Below are 19,252 nucleotides of genomic sequence, written 5' to 3'. Positions count from 1 at the left end.
GCCGCAAGGTGTCTCACTGGGACTCCGCCCGCGCCGGCTCGACGCCGGACAGTATGAGCCCGGCCACGACCGACTTGTGCGCGTCGCGCCCGACGAGGAGCCGGTGGCCGGGGTAGGTCAACGCCAGCGTGGCGGCCTTCACCGGCAAGGAACTGCCGCAGGTTTGAGAAGAACGTGTGGTCGGCGTGGACCGCGTCGGCCATGAGATCCTTGGCCCGCTTCAGGACGCGGCCCTGGCCCAGCCGGTCGTCCAGTCCGCCGTTGGCCAGAACATCGGCGAAGAACACGGCGTCCCCGAGGACTGCCCGGGCGCGGGGATTCACGCCGCGTCTCTGTGGCCGGGCGGCGTGAATCCCAGCTCGCCGACATCGTGGTAGCGGATGAGGGCGTAGCGGACGGGCGCTTCGTCGTGGTGCGAACCCATGGTGGGAAGCGGTTCCCGAAGCCGGGGCGGGCATGCCAGGCAGCTCTTTGGACGGGTGCGGGCCGGCAGTGTGCGTCGCATGCGTCGTCACGGTAACTCCGGGGAACTCGGGGCCCGCAATCACGGACAAGGACAGCAAGGGCGGGGGGAGAGGGCGGCGGGGTCCCGCCGGACCAGCGCGCCGACCATGCCTGAACCCGTGCCGAGTGCCTTCGCCGAACCAGGACGGGTCCGCGGTGGCAGAAAGGAAGTGACCACGATGCCGGCCGGATCCAGCTCCAAGCGGGAGCGGCAGTACGAACACATCAAGAAGAGCGCTGAGGACCGTGGCGAGTCGACCAAGCGAGCCAAGGAAATCGCCGCGCGGACGGTCAACAAGGAACGGGCCAGGTCGGGCGAGTCGAAGACCGCCGGCCAGTCCTCCATGCGTGACCCGAAGTCGGCGTCGCAGCGCGGCGGGCAGCGCTCGCACAGCGGCGCGGAAGGGCCCACCAAGGACCAGCTGTACGCAGAGGCCAAGAAGCGCAACATCGAGGGCCGTTTCACGATGACCAAGCGGCAGCTCCAGAAAGCGCTGGGCCGCTGATCCCTGGGGCCTTGGCCCCGGGCGGAAGCTCTCAGGTTTTGGGTGGGGTGGGGCCGCATGCTCAGGTGGGCAACCAGACCCGAGGCCCGTTTCGGGTGGGTTGGGGGCAAGTTCAGGGCTTCCAGACTTCGGGCCCTCCTCCGTGCCACTCGATCCGCGGGTGCTCGGCCACAGCGACCTCGTCCAAAGGCTCCAGACCGGCCTGCTCCAGTAGCCCCATCAGGTCATGCAGGCAGTGCGCGGTGCCCAGCGTCTTCCCGCCCACCTGTACTCGGCGCCCGCCCGACTCGTCGGGCGGGCGCACCACAACTCGATGTTCATCCACCCTGCCACCTTCACCTGCCACTGCAGCGCCCGCACCCTGGTGTGGATGGTCCGTCGCTCTTGTGAGCGCAGTGCCCCGTGAAGTGCTCTGGGGGCAACTCTCCCCGGAGAGAGGCGATGCGGCGAGCTTCTATCGCGAAGAGGTTTGCGTCTGCTGGCTTGGCTGTGGGATCGGGCGCGGCAAGGGGACCTGGCTCTTGCCTTGTAGACCCTGCCAGAGCCTGTTCGGCCCGATCATCATGCCCCGTAAAGTCACCTATACGACAGAGGCTGCTCGATATCCAGCAGCGCATCAATCACTTGACTCCATTGCTTTGTTATTTGAAGTTGTGCCACGTGAACTGCATTGTGTCGTTGTCTATGGGAGTGACGGTAGACAGCGTACGTCCTTCTTGGCTGACCATCGTGATTTGATCGTTGGGCGCTTCCAGGTAGCCCACCTCTTCCAATGGATTTTCGCGGTCTGCCAACGGGAATTTCATGGTGGCTGTGTTGTATGTGGCCAAGTCGGAGTGACCACCGTTTACGGTCGGCCGTTCCATTATCCAGTCTGCTTGAGAGCCGCTCACCTCTGTGAACTTTCGCGGTGTCGTGACGCGGGTGTACTGATGCGTTCTCTCGTTGGCAAGGGAGAAGATGGCCAGTGCCCCTCCAATAGAGGGTACATCCGCTTCGCTATTTGCAGTCTGGACCGCGCACTGAATGTTGTCGCCGATCCTGAGCGGGAAGTTGGTTATTTGTTGCGCAGCCCATTGTTCAGGCAGCAGTGCTGTCCAGGCAAAGAAGGTGCTCGTGCAGAGAGTGCCGTCTACGATTCCGTTTCCTTCGGTTCCGGCCTGGACCAAGTCTCGAGTTCCGGTTCCGTCCAGGCCGACCCAGAAGGCATTGTAGGTATGGGGATTGAAGGGTCCTGCTCCTGCGCCGGGGAGATGCCACTCGGCATACACCCAGTCGTATGTGCCGGGCTCGTCAATCAGCTGATACCCGCTCCAGTTGTCTGATTCTTGCAATGACTGCGGGTCGAGGTTCTGGTTCATTTTCCGATGCGTCCGCGCGATATCTGGGCGGGAGGCGATCTGCGGCTCCACAAAAGTGACCGGAGCTGAGACGAACCGACGCCAGGAGTTGAATGCCATAGGTGCGACGTCAGGGTTCGGCCGGAGTGGGTAGCCGCGCTCGAAGATTTCTTCGTCAGACAGGCTCAGGCATTCGTCCAACCCTAGAGGAGGGCTCGTGCGAACCCCTCGCCCGCGCAACGGTCTAGGTCGTTCGGGCGGTGTTGGCATGTCAGGGGTCGGATGATTGCTGGACCGGATTTCCAGCAGGTGCTGGGCACCTTGGCTGTCAGTTGCCGCATCAATGTGCAGCCGAGCGATCTCGGTACTCTTGCCCAATGGTCGAACAGAGAACTCAAGGTACCCATCAGGGTCGGAAATGGCCAAGAGGTATGGGCCGTCTTCTTGCCCTGAATAAATCCGGCAGTTGGCATTTGGTAGAGTCTGGACCGTAATTTGAGTCTCTAGACCAGGTGGAACCGTGTAACGGTGGACTTGATCGGAGGCGAGTAGAGTGTCATAGGTCGACACGGCAAACAACCCCTTCGCCAAGTGATCCGCTGTCTCGACGGCACTCCTGAACGGGGTAAGTGATCTGAGTCGACTCGCACTCCGTCCTTAGATATCCGCAACATCGGGACGGCTCTCGATTTATTTCAGCAAATCACAGGTTTGGCTGGTTGTCGAACCGGGCCAAGGCTCCTTCGGGTCTACAACGGCTCACGCAACGAGCCGAGTTGGGATGAGGTAACGGGCGGGATTCAGGAATGCTTTGTGTGTGGGCCCGGCCCGGCAGCCACGCAGGTGACCGCAGGGCTTCGGCGTAGTCGTGTGACCCGTTTCGTGATCATGTGAGTCCGAGGCGGGCGAGCGGCCAGCTGGCGTCGCGGGCGTTGTGCTGGAGGCCGGCGGCGATGCTGCTCTTCCCGGCGAGGCGAAGAGCAGCGGAGCCGGTTCGCAGCTGGGAGGCGTCCTCGGCGAACGTCACGTCTCGGACGTGGTGCAGGGCTTCGATCTTCCAGTGGCTGCGGATCAGCCGGGCGAGCTTGGCGGGTGTGGTCTGTTCCGCAGCGAGGCTGGTGTCGCGCAGACGGTCTTGATGCTGACCTTGCCGGTCTTGCGGTCCACTCGGCGGCGCTTGAGCTGGACGGCTGGCGGGCACTGGGGAAGCTCAGGCTGTTCGCCGTGCACACCATGATGCGGCGGACCTCGCAGCGGCCATGGCCGGTGTCGCGGGTGCGGCCCTGCAGCGGGATCTGCTTTCAGGTAAGGGACTTGAGCTTCTGGTGGAGTTCCTTCTGGATCCCTTTCGTTGCCAAGTACGGGGTCGGGCTGGTGACCAGGGCTCCGTGGGCATCGGGGTGGTGCGTGAAGGCCTGGTCGTAGGCGGCCGCCGATGGGGGATGGGCGATGTGCCGCTTGGCGTCGCATCGGGGTCCCACCCATACCGGCTCGACGCCGGAGAGGATGAGCCCGGCGACGACCGACTTGTGGGCGTCGCGTCCGGCGAGGAGCCGGTGGCTGGGGCAGGTCACCGCCAGCGTGGCGGCCTTGACCGACAGGGAACTGCCGCAGGTTTTAGAAGAACGTGTGGTCGGCGTGGACCGCGTCGGCCATGAGCTCCTCGGCCCGCTTCAGGACGCGGCCCCGGGTGAGCCGGTCGTCCAGGCCGCCGCTGGCGAGGACGTCGCCGAAGAACACGGTGTCCCCAAGTGCAGCCCGTGCGCGGGGGTCCGCGCCACGTGCCTGCTTGTGACCGGGGGGCGTGAATCCCGGCTCGTCGACATCGTGGTAGCGGGCGAGCGCGTCGAGTACGGGCGCTTCGTCATGGCCCCAGGACAGCGCCGAGCTCAAGCCACTGTCAGGCAGAGGCGAAGGGCGGGCATGCCCACGGCACGGACAAGTGCAGCAGGGGCGGGGGAGATATCCCTGAACCCGGGCCGAGTGCCTTCGTCGTACCAGGGCGGGGTTCGCGTTGTCAGGAAGGGAAGTGAACCACGATGCAGACCGGATCCAGCTCCAAGCGGGAGCGGCAGTACGAGCACGTCAAGAAGAGCGCCCAGGACCGTGGCGAGTCGACCAGGAGGGCGAAGGAGATCGCCGCGCGGACGGTGAACAAGGAGCGGGCGAGGTCGGGCGAGTCGAAGACGGCCAGCAAGTCCTCCACCCGCGACGGTAAGTCAGCGCCCCAGCGTGGTGGGCAGCGTTGGCACAGCGGCTCGGAGGGGCCGACCAAGGACCAGCCGTATGAGGAAGCCAAGAAGCGCGACATCCACGGGCGCTCCTCGATGACCAAGCGGCAGATGGAGAACGTCCTCGGCCGCTGACACCAGGTGACGTCGGGCCGGGCGGAATCCATACGGTTTTGAGGAGCTGTCCGGACGAGCCCGGATGGATTCCAGATTGAAGGCCCGTTTCGGTGGAGAGCTGATCGGCACGTTCAGAGCTTTTCGGGCCCTCCTCCGTGCCACTCGATGAGCGGGTGTTCGGCCACGGCCACCTCGTCCAAAGACGTAAGCCCGGCCTGGCCGAGTAGCAGCAGGTCATGCAGGCCGTGCGCGGTACCAACGGTCTTCGCGTCCACATGCACTCGACGCCCGCCCGATTCGTCGGGCGGCTGCACCATCACTCGATGTTCATCCACCCTCCCACCCTCACCTGCCACAACAGCGCCCGCACCTGATGCGACGGGCGCGTGCAACGGCAGTTTCAGGTGGCGACAAGCGCGGGGAAGGTATCTGCGCGGAAGCTGCGCTGCCGCGCTCGTGTCATGACCGGCGTCCTTGCGTTGAGCGTCCCGGGCGGGCGGCCCGGGGCCGGCTGCTGTCGCGGTGCGGCCCCGGCTACCGGGCGTCAGGATTTTCCGCGGCCGGTGAGGAAGTCGCGGGCCCGGTCGACCAGGCCTGCGCCCGGGGCGAGGAGTTTGTTCGCGGGCGGGGTGTCGGGGGCGGCGGGGTGCGGGCGGGTCGGGGCCATGGCCTTGGCCCGGCGGATCTTGTTCCCCAGATCGTCGAGCGTCTCGGCGGTGCAGGTCTGGCGCAGTTTCGGGAAGAGGTTGGTCTCCTCGTCCTGGACGTGCGTGGACACCTCTTCCATGAGCAGCTGCAGCAGCTGGTTCATCTGGGGGGCGTCGGCGTCCGTCTTCTCCAGCTGCTTGAGGATCTTCTCGACCCGGCCGTGATCCGCGAGCTCCTTGTCCGCGAGCTGGTCGCCGCCCTCGATGTACTCGCGCACGGCCGGGTACAGGTGCTGCTCCTCGGCGACCGAGTGACGCACCAGCTCGATGGTGACCTCGTCCACGAGATCACGCAGTTGCTGTGCCCCGTCGGGCATCGACTCGATCCGGCCGAACATCTCCTCGACCTCGCGGTGGTCGGTCATCAGCTCCTCGATGACATCTCCGCCATGTCCCATCGCACATTCCGCCTCTCGTTGGTCGCTGTCGGGGCCGGGTTCCCGCCCCGCCAGACAGTCATCCCCCCAGCGGGGCAGCGAAGTGATCCTCGCGCGTGCGCCTCACCCAGTCGGTGGGCACCGTCCATGCGACAACAGGCCAGTTCCCGGCAATCGGCAGGGCGCGTCAAACCGGCGTGCGCCGGGCAGGAGCCACGCCCGCCTGTCCTGTCTCGGACGTCGGGCGCCGGGAACTTACGTTCGGTCCGGCGAGCGGGGGTGTGCGGCACGCGGCTGAACGGGTTCTGTCTGCCGGACCACCAGGTGCCTGCTCCCGCCGCACTCCATGCCAGCGCGGCCGCTGTCGGAACGCCCGGGTATGACGGTGCGGGCTGTGGGTAACCGGGGCGAGGTACGGCAGATGTGACGACTGAAAAGAGGGGGAGGCTCCTGATGCTGATGGCGCACCCAGCGGTCCTGTGGAACCTGGTTGAGCAGTACGACGCGCTGCGGATCCTGCATGCCGAGGACGGCAGTGTGGAGGTCCGTCGGCGCATGGACGACGTCGCTTACACGTTGTGTGTGTCCACTGGCACCCGCGACGTCGACGCCGCTCTCATCGCCGCCAGGTACCAGTTGCCCGGCGCCCGCCCACACGACGATTCCCTCGTTCCCGTCTGAATTTCCACGCGTGCCTGCCAAGCAGTGCGCGGACCAGGCCGCCGCTCCCCGGCGTCCGGCGGGAGTTCTCGCACGCTGGCTGGGTGTGACGTGGCGTCTGCCGCAGGGTGCCGTCGCCCCCCGAAGGTCCCGACCAGACCGGATGCTGTTTCTACATCCGGGACTCTGCGTGACGACGGCTGGTGGTCAGGGCACGGTGAGGACTTGGATGCTCGCGCTGGGGAAGTGCCGACCATGGGTGGTCGTCATCTGAGCCCCTGATCACAAAGGCTCGGCGGGGGCGGGGAGGGCTGTGGGCCCTGCCGCACTGTGGCTCTCATGGCGGCCCGGCTCGTGTAACTGACCAGCCGTCTTCGGGCGTGGTCGGGGGCTTGGGCCCGACGACGGCTTCCTTCAGCCGGCTGACTTCTTCCTGCAGACCGAAGATGAGCTCCGCCTCGCTCGCACTGCTCTCGTCGCTTTCTCCCACCCATCCATCGTGTCGCTCACGGGGTGTCCTCGTAGTCGCCCTGTCCCCCCATCCGTGACTCGGATCCCGTGGCGGGCTTTCTATCCGGCCTCCTGCACGACCCGCGGTCGTCGACTGCCCCGCGGGCAGGCCAGCGGCAGGATCGCGGCGTGCGTATTCCGGCGCAGGGGTACTCGGCGGACCGACAGCGGTGGATGGCATCGCGACACCTGCGGAAAGGGGACACGACATGGCGCAGCACGTGCGTGACATCATGACCGGCACACCGGTGTCCGTGGAGACCGGTGCCTTGGTCACCGATGTGGCGCGGCTGATGCGTGACGAGCCGTCGGCGCGGACCAGGAGGTCGATCAGGCAGCCGGCGTGATGCGCGAACACTCGGTCCGGAGCCTTCCGGTCGTCGACGCGGACGGCCCGCCCGTCGGCCTGGTGTCCCTCGGCGTCCTGGTCGCTGAGGAAGACCCGGAAGCCTGGCACTCTCACATCGTGGCACCGACGCCGGATCCTCATCGGCAGCCGGGGCCCGGCTGAAGGGGCTCCCAGCCCGTCGGCCTCGGTTCGGCGCGGACCACAGGAAACGCGAGCGTTCCGCGGCGCGCCCCAGCGCTGGCGTCGTACGTGCGGGAGCGGGGTGAGTTCCGGCGATTTTGGTCTAGACGATCAAGGCCACCACCATCGCGATCAGGCCGATCGCGATCAGTACCACCACCAGCATGATCAGGACGAGCGGCATGGGTCCCCATCCCTTGCGCAGCTTGGGTGGCTCCGGGTGGGAGATGCCGGAGATACCGGTTTCGGCGGGCGGGGTCTCATCGGGGGGGTACGTTGTCGCCGGGTTCGAGTCCCGGAGTGCGTATCGGCTCGGGATCGGGGCTGGTCATGACGTCCGCTCCTCTCGGCTCCGGGCGAGCTGGGGCTGGTCGGCATGGGCAGTGCCGGGCACACCGTGATCGGTTTGTGCAAGGGCGGAGCGGCACGGCGGGGTACCCGTTTCTCTTCGGAGGCGCCGGTCGTCGCATGCGAGGCGCCGGTGGTGTGTGACGCGGGGTATGTCACCCGAATGGCCTATCGCAATGCCGGTCCGGCGCGCTGTGTTCCCCCGTTCGGCAGCAAGCTGGGGGCGGATCCGCTGCCGTTCCCGTGATCACTGCTGTGCCCCGGGAGGCGCCATGGCCGTCGTGGTGGGCCTGCTCGTTCCAGTGATGCTCCTGGCTGTGGTGCTTGCACTGAGTCTGTACGAAGATCTCTTGTTCCCTCCGCCACCGGCGCCCCAGGCGGAGCCGGAAACGGCGCACCCGGATGTCCCCGGCTCGTGAGTGGGCTGGCCCAATTGCGGCATCCCGCCCACGATCTCAGGCCGAGTGCTGGCTGCCAGGGTGGAGGATGCCGTGCGGCCGACAGGTCGCAGTGTCACGCGAGCGCTCCAAGCGTGGCCCGGGGGGAGCCGGCGGGGGGCCTGAAGAGGCAGGGCCCCCGCCGAGAGGAGGACGCTGGCGAAGACGACCGCGCCGATGTGGTGCCGGAATGCCTGCCTGAGGTGGCCTTTCTGGCGTCCGGCTTGCACGTCGAACCCCTGGCCCAGGTATCCACCAGTACACCGCATGCCGGGCACATTTCCCCGTCCGCAACGGCTTGCCCTGCACGCTGCAATAAGGACGGCTTCAGGCGAGGAATCCCACCAGTACTGCGGAGGTCACGGTGAGGACCGAGACCGGGAGTATGACCGCACGCAAAGCGCCCCACCGGTCCGGCACATTGCCCTCACCGGCCGTTGTCGGCTGCTGTTCGCGTTGTGCTGCCTGCAGTTCACCGCAGCAACGGCACTCGCCGCCGGATGCGTCCCGCCAGTAGGCGCCACTCAGCCCGGCAAAGATCTCACAGTTCTTGCTCCCGCTCATACTGCTCACGTCATGACAACGAGGCAGCCCGCCGTCGGCGACTGTCACGGGCCAGCCCGTGATGTCCGCGCCACAGGATCGTGACCGGCCCGAGCCCCGCCCGACCCTCGGCGCCCGCACTTGTGGTGCTGGCTGGCCGGACGGGGTGCTACAGGCGTGTCCGAGGCGCTTACGCGCGTGGGTGTGGTGACATGGCGGGCAGCGATCCCGGGTGGCATGGGCCGGGATCGCTCGCGACGGCGTTTCTGCACCGCGGCCCGCTGTTGTGGCTGACACCTGCAGGCCCGGCAGCGGGGGGTGGCTCCCTGTGTGGTGCAGGCGCTGTTCAGCGGGGCGGGGAACCGTTCTGTGTCATGGCGTCGGCCAGCTGTCGGCGGGCTACGAACAGGGTTGTGTCCAGTTGGCGGGTGCCGGTGAGTACACACAGTGTGTATGTCGCGTCCTCGAGCTGACGCGCGATCAGCGGGCCGCCGCCGGAGAGCGGAGGATACGCCGTCAGCATGGTGCCTGCCTCCGTCGTCGTCCGTCCGGACGGTCCTTGCTCACTCACACGGTCGCAACCGTCAGTGTCTGGCGCACCTCGGGACTGGGAAGCCTTGGGGAACCGGGCGCATCGAGCCGGGGGCGCACCTGCGACCTGGCGGTGGCCGCTGCGCTGGGGCGTACTGCGGGCGCTCGCCCTGGTGAGGTCCTGCGAGGAGCGGCGCTTTAGCCGGCGGCGAGGCGGCCCAGCCGCTGCCTCGGCAGGGCACCGCCAACACTCGCGGAGCATCCAGTCCAGCGGACATGGCCAGGTCCGCCGGCAAGGCGCTGCGTGGGGGTGATGCGGCTTGTCAGCGGCGCAGTTTCACCTTGCTGAGGGCGGCCACGCCGAGGGCGGCCAGTGCGATCTGGAAGAGCCATTGGATCCAGTCGATGCCCTTGGTGTCGGCGACACCGATACTCGATGCGATGGCGGTGCCGATGAAGGCGGCGACGATGCCGATCACGATCGTCCACAGGATGCCGATGCGCTGACGGCCGGGGACGACAAGCCGGCCGAGGACGCCGATCACGATACCGATGACGATCGCGCTGATGATGCCTGAGATTTCCATACGGCTGGCACCCCTCACGAGTTGGTGACCCACGAGTGCCCACAGGAGCCGTCAACATTCGCCTCTGCGTTGCCGCTTCGGTCGTTGCGCACCTTCATAGCGATCGGACCCGCACTCTTCGCCAGGGGAAACGGGGCGGGTCGGCTGGCGGTGAGGCTTCGGGCATCGGGGGCGTATGGCGGATGCTGAATTGCGCGCTGGAGTGCCGGAGCTGCCGCCAGTGGGCGTTGATTGTCTGGCCCGCGGCCGAGTACAGGGACTCCGCTCTGCCTCGCGGGGCACCTGTCCGGTCATCCACGCGCTGCCGCGCACCGGCGCGAACGGCAGCAGACACACCTCACCGACCGGTCCCCTCTGCTACTCCCTCCGTTTCGCGGGGATTTATTCCGCTCCGGCGCTGGCCGTGGTGCCCGTGGGCTCGACGAAGCAGAACGGCGGTAGCGGTCCGTTGACCCGCAGCTCCAGGTGGGGGAGGGATGTGCGGGCCCGTTCGACGGCGGCCAGGAATTGCCCGGCCGAGTCACCGTCCACCAGGAACGAGACGTTGACCAGCCAGCCTGTGGACGCGGGGCCCACGCTGACCGCATGGGTGACCGGCGCCAGCAGACGCGGGACCTCGGCGGCGTCCTCGGCCTCCTGGGCCTTGACCGCGGCCGCCAGCATGTCACCGAGGCGGATCTTGTCGTCGAAACTTCCGCCGCCCGCCATGCGGCTGGCGTCGGCGAGCGCGCGCAGCTCCGGGCTCTGGGCCATCACCCGGTGCAGGACGGCCTCCTCCACGTGGCTGGCCTTGATGTTGTACTCGATCTTGCCGTCCAGCGCCCGCAGCCGCTCCTGGTAGTGCTCGGTACGCTCGGCAAGCACATCGGTGACCGTGGCGTCGTTGGGGGCGACGCTGCCGAACCGCATGGGGAGTGCGCACCCGGCCCGGCCCGCCTTGGCCAGCACATTCTGGTGGGCGAGCAGGTCCCTGCGCTTGGGGCGCAGCTCCTCGGGGGCGTCACTGACGATGGCGGCCAGGTCCCCCTCCTTCAGGATGCGTACGGGCTGCGGCGGGTCGCCGACGCCGCCCATGCCGTCGGGAAGCGCCGGGTGCGAGCTCGCGCTGATGGCGTAGACGTATGTGCTCACTCCTGCTCCTCCTTCCTGCGGGCGGCTGTGGGCTTGCGGGGCCGCGGTTCGGCCTCGGCCTCGTCGCCCGAGCGTTCGTCACGTGCCTGCTTGAAAGCGTCGGAGACGGTCTGGCTGGCGCCGGACAGCGCGCCTTTGGACTTGCCGCGGGCGCCGGATTCGGTGATCTCGCCGACCATGTCGGGCAGACCAGGGCTCTTGCGCGGGCCGGCCTCGAGGTCGAGCCGGTTGCACGCCTCGGCGAAGCGCAGGTAGGTGTCGACGCTGGCCACGGCGACCCGCACGTCGATCTCGAGGATCTCGATGCCGACCAGGGAGACCTGTACGAACGCATCGATGACGAGCCCCCGGTCGACGACGAGTTCCAGTACGTCGTAGAGGCTGCTGGCGCCTCCGCCGGTTTGCTGCGGGACTACGGTCATGCCGACCGCGCCTCCTTGTGCGTGTAAGGGCCGTGACCTTCTGTCGGGTCGTGAGCGGCCTAACGGCCGCCGGGCGTGTGTGTGTCCGCCCGCCCGCGTTCGTAGCGGCGGAAGCGCCGATAGCCAGTGAGCGAGCTGTCCCCGCGCGTCAAGCTCCATGTGGCAGCTCACCATCAGGCTCATCGTTAACCCGGGGTGAGTTCGAGGACTTCCACCTCCAACAATCAGCCGGCCTTCGGCACTGCCATCTCTCCCCTCCGTGTGGCCGGGAGGGCGTTGGCCAAACCTTGAGGCGCGTGCTTCGGCGGTCCGTCGGGCCGGCGCAGGCACGGCATCTGCAGCCACTCAGTGCTCGGAGCCGGCGTCGGGCCGGACCCAGGGCGCGGCCGCGGCGGAGCATGCCCGCCCACCGGTCAGAAAGGCCGAAAGGGGCGATATCGCCGCGCCTTCGGATCTTCTAACGCGCAGCGCAGCGGCGGGCCGTGCCGCCCGGATGCTGTGCGGTGGCATCAGCGGAGGAGGTGTCAATGAGAGCGCTGGGACCAGCGCCTGCCGACCAGGGCCAGGTCCGCCACGAAGACCACGATGCCGATGATCAGGAGGTAGGTGAGCCCCTGCGCCACCGCGCCGATGAGTCCCAGGACGATGGCCACGATGATCAGGCACAGGAAAAGGGCCATGGTGAGCACATCCTTGGCCCTGTGCTGCGCGCGATGAGCCCGCGCAGTGACCAGCGATCCGGCCAGAGCTTGGCCCTTCTGCGGAGATGAAGCCTGGTCACTGGCGTGCGAGGCAGCGCCCGCGTCCAGCGCCTGGCTCGTAAGGCTGGTCGTAGTGTTTGAAGGCCTCTTCTTCCCGCTCTGCGGGCAGGACGTCGCCCACGCCCATGGACGGCGCCTTCTTGACCAGTCCTTTCGGGTGCGCCACCTTCACGTAGCCCGGGCCCAGGGTTGCCTCGTCGACGGATACGAAGACGAGTCGCTGCCGGGTCGGAAGTCCGGTACGGACGGTGGCCATCGTCGGCGTGTCGGTGGTGGTGTCGACATAGACCGCTTCCGGGGCTCCGATCTTGTGTCCTTTGGGATCGATCACGTCCTGGTGGCGTCACTCGCGGATATCGGCTGAATGGATCATGCCTTGATCCTTGCGGCCCGCGCCTCCCGCAGGCACCGCACCCGAGAGGAAGAGTGGCTGCGGGGGGCCACCTCTTCACGTCACTCTGACCGCTGGTCAGCTGGGCACGTGACCTGGTCTCTTGCGGCCCACGCATGGCCGAGCGGTTCTGGCGAGACCCCGCGCCCGGCATGGCTCCGGCGATCAGACGGTCGTCCGCCACTGCAGGGGCTGGGCCGGTTCACGACGGCGTCCCGCGGCCGCCGGCCTCTTCCTCGGGCACGGGGTGTTCTGGTTGCGGGGGATCGGAGGTCGTATCTGCGGCGCGGAGGGCGTCGACGGCTGCGGCCACGTACTGCTGGTCTTCCTCGGGGAGCGGTTGGCCCTGAACTGTGGTGAGCAGTTTCTCGGCAACGTGGACGAGTTTGGTGTTGGTGCTCTGGGAGATGGTGACCAGCACCTGCCAGGCGTCCTCGGCGGTGAGGCTGAACGTGGCCATGAGGATCCCTGCGGCCTGATCGATAACGGGGCGCGTCTGCATCGCCTGGCGCAGTTGGACGACCTCGGTGCGCAGGTGCTCGTTCTCGTCCAGGGCATCCTCCTGATGTTCTGCGCTCGCTTCGGGGCCGCAGCAGGACAGGCCTGCCGGACAGCGCTGGAGCGTGAACAGGGGCCACATGCCCGTCACGCTCAGCAGACGCTGCACCACGGGACTGGCGGCCCGGATGGTCACTGTCTTGCCGGCTGCCAGGGCGCGGCGCCGGGCGGTGAGGAAGCAGTTCAGACCGCAAGCGTCACAGAACCCTGTGCCGCTGAGGTCGAGATCGACCCCGTGCCTGCTCTTCCCTACGGCCGCCCGCAGCACGGTCTGCACGGTTTTCTCCGTGCTGATGTCAAGGTCGCCGCGGATGGTCACGAGCAGGCGCCCGCCGCGGGCGGAGACCCCGATCAGGAGAGCCCGCGGTGCTGCTTGCGCCGCGGCGCAGTGGACCGGTGATCTGCTCATGATCTCGACCTCCCTGGCCTGCTGGCCGGGAAGCTTCAGCTCCCGCATGGCCGCCTCTTCCGTCGGCGTCCACTTCCTTCCGCATCCAGGCTCTGCCCGCCTACGTAGCCTGTCAAGAAATACGGGAAATCTAATTCAGGCTTTTGTATACGTGAACGAACCGGGACTACCTTGGCTGTATGGGAGAAGTACCCGTACGACACACAGGGTGGACCTTCCTGACCAACCACGCCCGGGTGCTCGCCGCGATCGCGAGCAATCGCCGGACCCGCGTCCGCGACATCGCCGCGCACTGCCGGCTCACCGAACGCGCGGTCCAGAAGATCATTTCTGACCTAGAGGCGGGTGGCTACCTCACCCACCGGCGTGAGGGACGGTCTCAACGCCTACCGCATCCGGCCGGGAAATCCCCTGCGCCACCCGGCCGAGGCGGCGCTGACCGCGGCGGATCTGCTCTCCGTCCTGGTCCAGCACGACACTGAGCACGCCGACCAGGCCAAGAGAACCCGATGACAGCCTGATCCGTTGCGACGGAGCCGCCGCACGCGCCGGGCGACCGGCCGGCGACGGCGCTCACGTGGCTTCGCCGCAGTCCGCCAAGGCACAGTGCGCCAGCCGGGGGAGGCGGCTGTGAGGCCGCGTTCGAAGGGCATCCGGGCGTGGATCGGCTTTTCGCCCTGTATGGCGTGTGGGGGTGGTGGGGCCGGGGACTTGGTGTGTAGGCCGGGTTCAGCGGCCATGGGGCTGGCCAGGCCCAGGCTTCTCTGGTTCAGACGACGTGCCGGGGAAGCCGCCCGTTCGAGGTCACGGGAGGCTGCCTCGTTCGCAGAGTCGGCGGGCGACCCCTCGGAGCTTGATGTTGGTTTTCTGGGAGTAGCGGCGCAGGACGTCGAACCCCTCTTCTTGGGTGAGGTGGCGGCTGCCCATGAGGATGCCCATAGCCATAGCCATCGCCGATGGTGTGGCGGGTGGCGACGGCCTGTTTGGAGAAGGCGACGGCGGCGTGGGAGGCCAGCAGCCAACCGGCCAGCTCGCTGCCCTCGGTGAACGCGCCGGGCTTTCGCGCGTAGAGGTTCACGCCGAGGTCTTCGTCGTCGGTATACAGCAGGTAGCCCATCATGCTGCCCACGCCGAGGAGTTGTTTTCGCGTGGCTGAGCATGTGTGGAGTTTCAGGTCGGCCTCGGGCGACCTGGCCGGAGCCGATCTGACCGGCTACAAGGTCGAGGCGACCGACGGCAGCACCGGCAAGGTCGACAAGCACTCCGACGAGGTCGGTGAGTCGAGTTCGGGCCTACTCCCATGCTCCGCAGCTCTCCTTTTGGCTGGCTGTCCCAGCAGTGACCGCCGTTTCCGCGACCGGGCCGGTTCACGGACGGGCGCTGGCACTCGGCCTGCGATGCGCGGAAGTCCGCCCCGCTTGCCCCGCGCCGCTGTCCGACCGCCGCAGCCACTACACCCGCGCAGATCCCTCGACCGGCGAAGAGTGGGGCTTCCCGTCGCGGCGCCCGGACATGCTACCGGGTAGCTTCCCCTCGATCTCGGGGATGTTGATGCACATCCGGGTCTTCCGTCTGTCCCGACTTCGGGTGGAGCAGGGCGTCGTACTTGCGCCGATCATGTGGCGTAGATGCACGGTCATCCGGGAGTAGGCGTCCGGCGGCTGGCGCGGCACCGAGTACGCACTTGCCAGCTCTGCGGGGTGTGGCTGCAGGCCTGTTGCGAAGTTGCCGTGGGTACACTCCGTTCCCCGGTTGATCGGCAGGTGCGAGTGGAGGGGGATATGGCGCGTCCGCGCGAAGAGGCCCAGACCAGGCATCCTCGCCATGAGCGGAGAGGGGAAGCACGGCTGCCGGGGGTGGTCGCGACCCTTGCCGCGATCATGTTGTATCTGGGTCTGCCGCAGCGGCTGCTGATCGCTCCCCGGTATGTGCTGCCCGCTCTGGAATTTCTTCTGCTCGTACCGCTCGTTGCGATCAACCCGAAACGCCTCACACGACAGACGAGGGCCTTTCGCGTGCTGTCCTTGACCCTCGTTGCCGTCATTGCGACGAGCAATGTCGTCGCCCTCGGTATTTTGGTCCATGAGCTGGTGTACGCCGGGGTGAAGGACGGCCGCTCGCTGCTGGTGGCCGCATTACAGGTCTGGCTCACCAACATCATCGTCTTCGGTCTGGCGTACTGGGAACTGGACAGGGGCGGCCCGGTAACCCGCACCCAGGCGCCCCGTACCGAGTTGCCTCTTGCAGACTTCCGGTTCTCGCAGGACGAGAACGACGACTCCGTTCAGGAAGTCGCCGATGGTGCCAGTGGCACCTCTGACTGGGTCCCCACTCTGATGGACTACCTGTATGTGTCCGTCACCAATTCCACTGCCTTCAGCCCGACAGACACCATGCCGCTGTCTACCCGCGCCAAGGTCATGATGAGCGTCCAGAGCGTTTCCGCGCTGGTCACCTCGCTCCTCGTGATCGCCCGCGCTGTCAGCATCCTGCACTAACGGCGCCTCATCGCGGCAGCGGTTCTGTTTGCCGCTGGTTCAACGCGCAAGGCAGATGCTCGCGATTTCCCCTGTGAGAGCAGGTCCCGACGAAGGCGGTTCGGCACGCCGTTGATGATCCGGCAAACGTTCGGGCGGTCTCCTCGTGGGTGGGCGTGAGGGCGAGGTGATGCGTGAGCTGGGGAGGATGCCGCATAGCGCGCTCGTCGCTCCAGGTGGAGAAGCGCCGGCGCGCGGTCTGGCTGTTCCGCTGGCCGCGGATCATCGACCGGCCGGTCGCGGTCGAGCCCATGGCCTTGTTTGTCTCGGCTGTCTGAAGGAAGAGGTGGCACGCTCGCACTGTCGCGGTGACGCTGCTGGATCTCCACGGTGGCCCCGGCCTGGTTGAAGGGACGCGAGAACACAGCCCTCAGCTCAGTTGGGACGGGAGGAAACACGGTTCGCGCTGCGGAGCCCTGAAGCGAGACCGGAAGATGGGGTCGTCATGGTCCTGATCAGCACATGCCGCGGTCGGCGACTTTGGCAGAGCACGTCTGCGAGGTGCAGTCAGGCGTACACCCCCGGCTGCGTTCAGCCGACTTTGTGGCCTTGCATCGGTTCGGTGTCTGTGCCTGCCCCGTGCTGCATCCCGTTCAGGAACTCTTGCAGTACCTCGGTCGCGGTGTGGTCCGGCTGCCAGTCCAGTTGAGTATGCGCGCGTGTGCAGTCCATCAAGGGGAGTCGCAGGACTGCATCGAAGAGGTGAGGGGATGCGGGAAGCAGGCGCAGTCCCCAGGCGGCGGCGATCGCGGATCGGGCCCCTGTACGTGGCAGCCGCACGCGTCGCATACCAAGCATCGCGCCGAGGACATCGGCGTCGACCGAGGGCTCGGCGGAGAGGTTGAAGGCGCCGCGGGCCTGGGGCGAGCGTAGTGCGAGCCGGTCGGCCCGGGCGGCGTCGTCGGTGTGCAGGGCCTGCACCCGCAGGCCGGGTATGTCGGACAGGAAGGGAAGCAGTTCGGGCCGGGCCAGGGGGCCTGGCAGGTAGCGGCCGCCGAAGATGCGGCGCTGTTCGCTTGCCGGCTCCCGTTTGAAGAGGAAGACGGGGCGCATGCGCACCAACGAAACAAACCTGCTCAGCGGCCCATGACGGAGTGGCTAACGGGCGACTGATATCCATGGAGACGCTGACCTTCGACAGCGACGCCCTGGCGACGACCGAGGACTTCCTCAGCCGTGCCTACGCCAGGATGCGCATCGGCAACAACACGCCCGGCCCCAGTCGAGCCCGCATGACCGCACCGCCATCGACTCGGTGAGCATCGACGAAATCGACCTTGGCTTCGAGATAGGGCTACTCGGTGACGCCGCTCGGCAAGTTCTGCCTGTGCCTCGTCCACGACGGTACCGTGCGCGACCCCACCTTCCAGGGAGTCGAGGATTCCTTCGGTCCTGGCGATGGGGTGCTGTTCGCACCGACCGACCTGCCGTACGCCATGCGGATCTGCAATGAGGCGCCACGGTCATGGAGATCGCCGCGCGCTGGGGCTTCTACAAACCGGGCCGCTTCGCCTCTCTCTATCGAAGCACATACCGGCGTGCGCCCCGCGAGACGCTGGACCGCGGCTGAGTCGGCTGCCGAAGACTCGGCACACAGCCTCGCGGCGTAATCTGGCCTGCCTGATCGAGGAGTCGGCCAAGCCACGGCATGCCGGTGTCGCAGACGTGGGCGGGGCGACGGCCCTCCTGTTCTGGCCCGGCCTGGGAGAAGGAGTCTTACGTGCTGAGGAGCCGGTTGAAGAAGGAGCGGTAGCGACGCAGGGCCCGGCGCAGCTCTTCCGTGTCCACCTGCTCGCCCTGTCCCCACTGGCCTTCCAGTTCCTTCTTGTGCTGGGCAAATGTGGTGGCCAGGGTTTGCATGACGTCCGCGACGAGCGCGTCGGCGTCGTGCACGGCCTCGCGGGGGTCGTCCACGAACTGGTTCTGGATCTTCTGCCAACGGTCGCGGAAGTCCCGGTCCTCGTCCTCCATCAGGAGCTGCGGAGTCTCGTCGTCCGAGGTGCCCGAGGCATTCGGGGTGCCGGCGGCGCCGGTTGTGGTGTCGGAGCTCTCGCCGGGGGGCCGGTCCCGGTCGGCCGCATTGGCGGGGCTGTGCGTGTCAGTCGTGGGGGTGCTCTCGCCGGGGTAGGTGGGGGCCCTGGAAGAGGTCTCCTCTGTTTGTCCTGGCGTCTGCGTGGCGGCGCCGGACGGCTCCGCGAGGTCTTCGGTGGTCAGGCCGCCGGTGGTGCGGCCCGTGTCGTCGTTGCTGTGCATGGTGTTTCCTCCATACCGAGTCGGGTGGGTGTCAGGACCGGGCGGGCTGGGCCCGGCCGCCGTCGGAGAGCAACTCGTCGAACAGTGCGCGGTAGTGCACCATGGCGCCCCGCAGCTGCTCGGTCGTGGCCTGGCTTCGATTGCTGAGGGACTCGACCTCGTGCGCGGCACGGTAGTGCTCGAGGGTGCGTCCGTGTTCCACCGAGAGGTCCTTCGTCTGCTGGTCGAACCCCTCCGTGGGGTAGCCGCGGTCGTGCATCAGGGAGGTCACCAGCCGGTCCGCGTCGTGCACCGCGTCCTGCGGCCGGTCCACGAATTCCTCCTGGACGCTGTTCCACTCCCGTGTGTAGCGGTCACGCGAGACTGGGGGTAGCGGTTTGATGTCCAGCGAATCGTGCCGCTTCTCGCGCTGCCTGAGGTCACGCTCGGCAGCGAGTCGGCTGTCGGAGCCCTCGACGGTTCGTTCGTACTCCGGGCCGAAGCGCTCCCGGAGGTGATGGCGTCGCCGCATGAGCGAGACCGTCACGGCGGCCAGGGCGAGGACCACCACGACCGCGATGATGATCGCTAGAAGCGTTCCTGTGGACATGGGTTCACGCTCCATTGGGGTAGGGAAATACACCTCCCGAGTCACCATTTACCGACCGGTCACCCTTTCCGTGCTGATCGATTGTTGAGGCGATCAGTACGGTGTGTGCCTCGGCTCCGTGCCGTCACGGGGTTGGCGACTCCAACCGGGCTCCGGACCCCGCGCCCTTCCGCGTCGAGGGCATCATGTCCCGCCCGGGTCAGCGTCGGCTCGGTGGCGCTGGGAACGGTGAAGCGGTTCAACGGAGAGAAAGGCTTACTGGCCCTAACAGAAG

General features: G+C 67.2%; 22 protein-coding genes and 7 pseudogenes. 9 read left to right on the top strand and 20 right to left on the bottom strand.

Annotation, left to right across the window (positions count from 1 at the left end; genetic code table 11):
• Positions 1-16 precede the first annotated feature (16 nt).
• Positions 17-424, bottom strand: a pseudogene (locus IPZ69_RS28490) (ornithine decarboxylase); the annotation flags it as partial.
• Positions 425-683: 259 nt separating this feature from the next.
• Here IPZ69_RS28490 and IPZ69_RS28485 point away from each other — a divergent pair.
• On the top strand, positions 684-1,010 hold the full coding sequence (locus IPZ69_RS28485; RefSeq protein WP_235457447.1) for a plasmid stabilization protein: 327 nt from the start codon (positions 684-686) through the stop codon (positions 1,008-1,010).
• A 112-nt stretch (positions 1,011-1,122) separates the two neighbouring features.
• Here IPZ69_RS28485 and IPZ69_RS28480 read toward each other — a convergent pair whose 3' ends face one another.
• The 4 genes and pseudogenes from IPZ69_RS28480 to IPZ69_RS28465 all read right to left on the bottom strand — a co-directional run.
• Positions 1,123-1,335 (bottom strand): hypothetical protein, encoded by a 213-nt coding sequence (locus IPZ69_RS28480; RefSeq protein WP_235457446.1) that lies wholly within the window; start codon positions 1,333-1,335, stop codon positions 1,123-1,125.
• A 316-nt stretch (positions 1,336-1,651) separates the two neighbouring features.
• On the bottom strand, positions 1,652-2,776 hold the full coding sequence (locus tag IPZ69_RS28475) for a G1 family glutamic endopeptidase (RefSeq protein ID WP_235457445.1): 1,125 nt from the start codon (positions 2,774-2,776) through the stop codon (positions 1,652-1,654).
• 460 nt (positions 2,777-3,236) lie between these two features.
• The gene (locus IPZ69_RS28470) at positions 3,237-3,551 is read right to left on the bottom strand and encodes a hypothetical protein (protein WP_235457444.1); all 315 of its coding nucleotides are present in this window, start codon (positions 3,549-3,551) and stop codon (positions 3,237-3,239) included.
• 157 nt (positions 3,552-3,708) lie between these two features.
• Positions 3,709-4,231 (bottom strand): annotated as a pseudogene (locus IPZ69_RS28465) (ornithine decarboxylase); the annotation flags it as partial.
• A 158-nt stretch (positions 4,232-4,389) separates the two neighbouring features.
• Here IPZ69_RS28465 and IPZ69_RS28460 point away from each other — a divergent pair.
• On the top strand, positions 4,390-4,716 hold the full coding sequence (locus IPZ69_RS28460; RefSeq protein ID WP_235457442.1) for a plasmid stabilization protein: 327 nt from the start codon (positions 4,390-4,392) through the stop codon (positions 4,714-4,716).
• A 113-nt stretch (positions 4,717-4,829) separates the two neighbouring features.
• On the opposite strand, the gene IPZ69_RS28455 is transcribed toward IPZ69_RS28460, so the two are convergent.
• Both IPZ69_RS28455 and IPZ69_RS28450 read right to left on the bottom strand, forming a co-directional pair.
• Positions 4,830-5,015 (bottom strand): hypothetical protein, encoded by a 186-nt coding sequence (locus IPZ69_RS28455; RefSeq protein ID WP_235457440.1) that lies wholly within the window; start codon positions 5,013-5,015, stop codon positions 4,830-4,832.
• 227 nt (positions 5,016-5,242) lie between these two features.
• Positions 5,243-5,803, bottom strand: coding sequence for a hemerythrin domain-containing protein (locus IPZ69_RS28450; protein WP_235457439.1), 561 nt, complete (start codon positions 5,801-5,803; stop codon positions 5,243-5,245).
• 432 nt (positions 5,804-6,235) lie between these two features.
• Here IPZ69_RS28450 and IPZ69_RS28445 point away from each other — a divergent pair, with 432 nt between their 5' ends.
• The 3 genes from IPZ69_RS28445 to IPZ69_RS47900 all read left to right on the top strand — a co-directional run bounded on the left by IPZ69_RS28445 (position 6,236) and on the right by IPZ69_RS47900 (position 7,463).
• A complete protein-coding gene (locus tag IPZ69_RS28445; protein ID WP_235457438.1) occupies positions 6,236-6,463 on the top strand; it encodes a DUF5133 domain-containing protein in 228 nt (75 codons plus the stop codon).
• Between the two features lie 698 nt (positions 6,464-7,161).
• Entirely contained in the window at positions 7,162-7,299 is a 138-nt protein-coding gene (locus IPZ69_RS47515; RefSeq protein WP_308407550.1) for a hypothetical protein, read from the top strand.
• The gene (locus tag IPZ69_RS47900) at positions 7,299-7,463 is read left to right on the top strand and encodes a hypothetical protein (protein WP_374294109.1); all 165 of its coding nucleotides are present in this window, start codon (positions 7,299-7,301) and stop codon (positions 7,461-7,463) included. The genes IPZ69_RS47515 and IPZ69_RS47900 overlap by 1 nt, the downstream gene beginning before the upstream one ends.
• A gap of 121 nt (positions 7,464-7,584) precedes the next feature.
• Here IPZ69_RS47900 and IPZ69_RS47510 read toward each other — a convergent pair whose 3' ends face one another.
• From IPZ69_RS47510 to IPZ69_RS28390, 9 genes and pseudogenes are all read right to left on the bottom strand, one after another.
• Positions 7,585-7,710, bottom strand: coding sequence for a DUF6480 family protein (locus IPZ69_RS47510; RefSeq protein WP_308407553.1), 126 nt, complete (start codon positions 7,708-7,710; stop codon positions 7,585-7,587).
• Between the two features lie 1,445 nt (positions 7,711-9,155).
• Positions 9,156-9,332, bottom strand: a complete 177-nt coding sequence (locus tag IPZ69_RS28430) for a DUF5133 domain-containing protein (protein ID WP_235457437.1) — start codon at positions 9,330-9,332, stop codon at positions 9,156-9,158.
• A gap of 331 nt (positions 9,333-9,663) precedes the next feature.
• Positions 9,664-9,927, bottom strand: a complete 264-nt coding sequence (locus tag IPZ69_RS28425) for a GlsB/YeaQ/YmgE family stress response membrane protein (RefSeq protein ID WP_235457436.1) — start codon at positions 9,925-9,927, stop codon at positions 9,664-9,666.
• Positions 9,928-10,188: 261 nt separating this feature from the next.
• Positions 10,189-10,263 (bottom strand): annotated as a pseudogene (locus IPZ69_RS28420) (gas vesicle protein GvpG); the annotation flags it as partial.
• A gap of 45 nt (positions 10,264-10,308) precedes the next feature.
• Positions 10,309-11,058 (bottom strand): GvpL/GvpF family gas vesicle protein, encoded by a 750-nt coding sequence (locus IPZ69_RS28415; protein ID WP_235457435.1) that lies wholly within the window; start codon positions 11,056-11,058, stop codon positions 10,309-10,311.
• The gene (locus IPZ69_RS28410) at positions 11,055-11,480 is read right to left on the bottom strand and encodes a gas vesicle structural protein GvpA (RefSeq protein ID WP_235457434.1); all 426 of its coding nucleotides are present in this window, start codon (positions 11,478-11,480) and stop codon (positions 11,055-11,057) included. The genes IPZ69_RS28415 and IPZ69_RS28410 overlap by 4 nt, the downstream gene beginning before the upstream one ends.
• Before the next feature lie 524 nt (positions 11,481-12,004).
• Positions 12,005-12,160 carry a hypothetical protein gene (locus tag IPZ69_RS28400; protein WP_235457433.1) on the bottom strand — a complete coding sequence of 52 codons (156 nt, stop codon included), beginning with the start codon at positions 12,158-12,160 and terminating at the stop codon, positions 12,005-12,007.
• Between the two features lie 97 nt (positions 12,161-12,257).
• Positions 12,258-12,572, bottom strand: a complete 315-nt coding sequence (locus IPZ69_RS28395; protein ID WP_235457432.1) for a PRC-barrel domain containing protein — start codon at positions 12,570-12,572, stop codon at positions 12,258-12,260.
• Between the two features lie 262 nt (positions 12,573-12,834).
• Entirely contained in the window at positions 12,835-13,647 is an 813-nt protein-coding gene (locus IPZ69_RS28390) for an ANTAR domain-containing protein (RefSeq protein WP_235457431.1), read from the bottom strand.
• A gap of 131 nt (positions 13,648-13,778) precedes the next feature.
• On the opposite strand from IPZ69_RS28390, the pseudogene IPZ69_RS28385 reads away from it, so the two are divergent.
• Positions 13,779-14,112 (top strand): annotated as a pseudogene (locus tag IPZ69_RS28385) (helix-turn-helix transcriptional regulator).
• Positions 14,113-14,403: 291 nt separating this feature from the next.
• Here the strand turns inward: IPZ69_RS28385 and IPZ69_RS28380 are convergent.
• Positions 14,404-14,734 (bottom strand): annotated as a pseudogene (locus tag IPZ69_RS28380) (ANTAR domain-containing protein); the annotation flags it as partial.
• On the opposite strand from IPZ69_RS28380, the pseudogene IPZ69_RS28375 reads away from it, so the two are divergent.
• Positions 14,718-14,882 (top strand): annotated as a pseudogene (locus tag IPZ69_RS28375) (PRC-barrel domain containing protein); the annotation flags it as partial. The pseudogenes IPZ69_RS28380 and IPZ69_RS28375 overlap by 17 nt on opposite strands.
• A gap of 498 nt (positions 14,883-15,380) precedes the next feature.
• Positions 15,381-16,097: a hypothetical protein gene (locus IPZ69_RS28370; protein ID WP_235457430.1), complete on the top strand. Its 717-nt coding sequence runs from the start codon at positions 15,381-15,383 to the stop codon at positions 16,095-16,097.
• A gap of 570 nt (positions 16,098-16,667) precedes the next feature.
• Here IPZ69_RS28370 and IPZ69_RS28365 read toward each other — a convergent pair.
• Positions 16,668-17,204: pseudogene (locus IPZ69_RS28365) on the bottom strand (NAD-dependent epimerase); the annotation flags it as partial.
• Between the two features lie 50 nt (positions 17,205-17,254).
• Between IPZ69_RS28365 and IPZ69_RS28360 the strand changes: the two are divergent.
• Complete coding sequence (locus IPZ69_RS28360; RefSeq protein WP_235457429.1) at positions 17,255-17,395, top strand: hypothetical protein; 141 nt, start codon at positions 17,255-17,257, stop codon at positions 17,393-17,395.
• 457 nt (positions 17,396-17,852) lie between these two features.
• Here the strand turns inward: IPZ69_RS28360 and IPZ69_RS28355 are convergent, their stop codons facing one another.
• Together IPZ69_RS28355 and IPZ69_RS28350 are read right to left on the bottom strand one after the other, a co-directional pair.
• A complete protein-coding gene (locus IPZ69_RS28355) occupies positions 17,853-18,389 on the bottom strand; it encodes a hypothetical protein (protein WP_235457428.1) in 537 nt (178 codons plus the stop codon).
• Between the two features lie 31 nt (positions 18,390-18,420).
• A complete protein-coding gene (locus IPZ69_RS28350; protein ID WP_235457427.1) occupies positions 18,421-18,978 on the bottom strand; it encodes a hypothetical protein in 558 nt (185 codons plus the stop codon).
• Between the last annotated feature and the right edge of the window lie 274 nt (positions 18,979-19,252).

The organism is Streptomyces olivochromogenes (assembly GCF_021538895.1).
Taxonomy (GTDB): domain Bacteria; phylum Actinomycetota; class Actinomycetes; order Streptomycetales; family Streptomycetaceae; genus Streptomyces; species Streptomyces olivochromogenes_A.
This window is presented reverse-complemented; position numbering and strand designations above follow the sequence as displayed.

Excerpts from the sequence above, each read along its gene's own strand:
- IPZ69_RS28370 (WP_235457430.1), top strand. The coding sequence starts at position 15,381 with ATGGCGCGTCCGCGCGAAGAGGCCCAGACCAGGCATCCTCGCCATGAG.
- IPZ69_RS28355 (WP_235457428.1), bottom strand. The coding sequence starts at position 18,389 with ATGCACAGCAACGACGACACGGGCCGCACCACCGGCGGCCTGACCACC.
- IPZ69_RS28450 (WP_235457439.1), bottom strand. The coding sequence starts at position 5,803 with ATGGGACATGGCGGAGATGTCATCGAGGAGCTGATGACCGACCACCGC.
- IPZ69_RS28425 (WP_235457436.1), bottom strand. The coding sequence starts at position 9,927 with ATGGAAATCTCAGGCATCATCAGCGCGATCGTCATCGGTATCGTGATC.
- IPZ69_RS28485 (WP_235457447.1), top strand. The coding sequence starts at position 684 with ATGCCGGCCGGATCCAGCTCCAAGCGGGAGCGGCAGTACGAACACATC.
- IPZ69_RS28350 (WP_235457427.1), bottom strand. The coding sequence starts at position 18,978 with ATGTCCACAGGAACGCTTCTAGCGATCATCATCGCGGTCGTGGTGGTC.
- IPZ69_RS28400 (WP_235457433.1), bottom strand. The coding sequence starts at position 12,160 with ATGGCCCTTTTCCTGTGCCTGATCATCGTGGCCATCGTCCTGGGACTC.
- IPZ69_RS47900 (WP_374294109.1), top strand. The coding sequence starts at position 7,299 with ATGCGCGAACACTCGGTCCGGAGCCTTCCGGTCGTCGACGCGGACGGC.
- IPZ69_RS28390 (WP_235457431.1), bottom strand. The coding sequence starts at position 13,647 with ATGCGGGAGCTGAAGCTTCCCGGCCAGCAGGCCAGGGAGGTCGAGATC.
- IPZ69_RS28460 (WP_235457442.1), top strand. The coding sequence starts at position 4,390 with ATGCAGACCGGATCCAGCTCCAAGCGGGAGCGGCAGTACGAGCACGTC.
- IPZ69_RS47515 (WP_308407550.1), top strand. The coding sequence starts at position 7,162 with ATGGCGCAGCACGTGCGTGACATCATGACCGGCACACCGGTGTCCGTG.
- IPZ69_RS28430 (WP_235457437.1), bottom strand. The coding sequence starts at position 9,332 with ATGCTGACGGCGTATCCTCCGCTCTCCGGCGGCGGCCCGCTGATCGCG.
- IPZ69_RS28445 (WP_235457438.1), top strand. The coding sequence starts at position 6,236 with ATGCTGATGGCGCACCCAGCGGTCCTGTGGAACCTGGTTGAGCAGTAC.
- IPZ69_RS28455 (WP_235457440.1), bottom strand. The coding sequence starts at position 5,015 with ATGGTGCAGCCGCCCGACGAATCGGGCGGGCGTCGAGTGCATGTGGAC.
- IPZ69_RS28410 (WP_235457434.1), bottom strand. The coding sequence starts at position 11,480 with ATGACCGTAGTCCCGCAGCAAACCGGCGGAGGCGCCAGCAGCCTCTAC.
- IPZ69_RS28360 (WP_235457429.1), top strand. The coding sequence starts at position 17,255 with ATGGAGACGCTGACCTTCGACAGCGACGCCCTGGCGACGACCGAGGAC.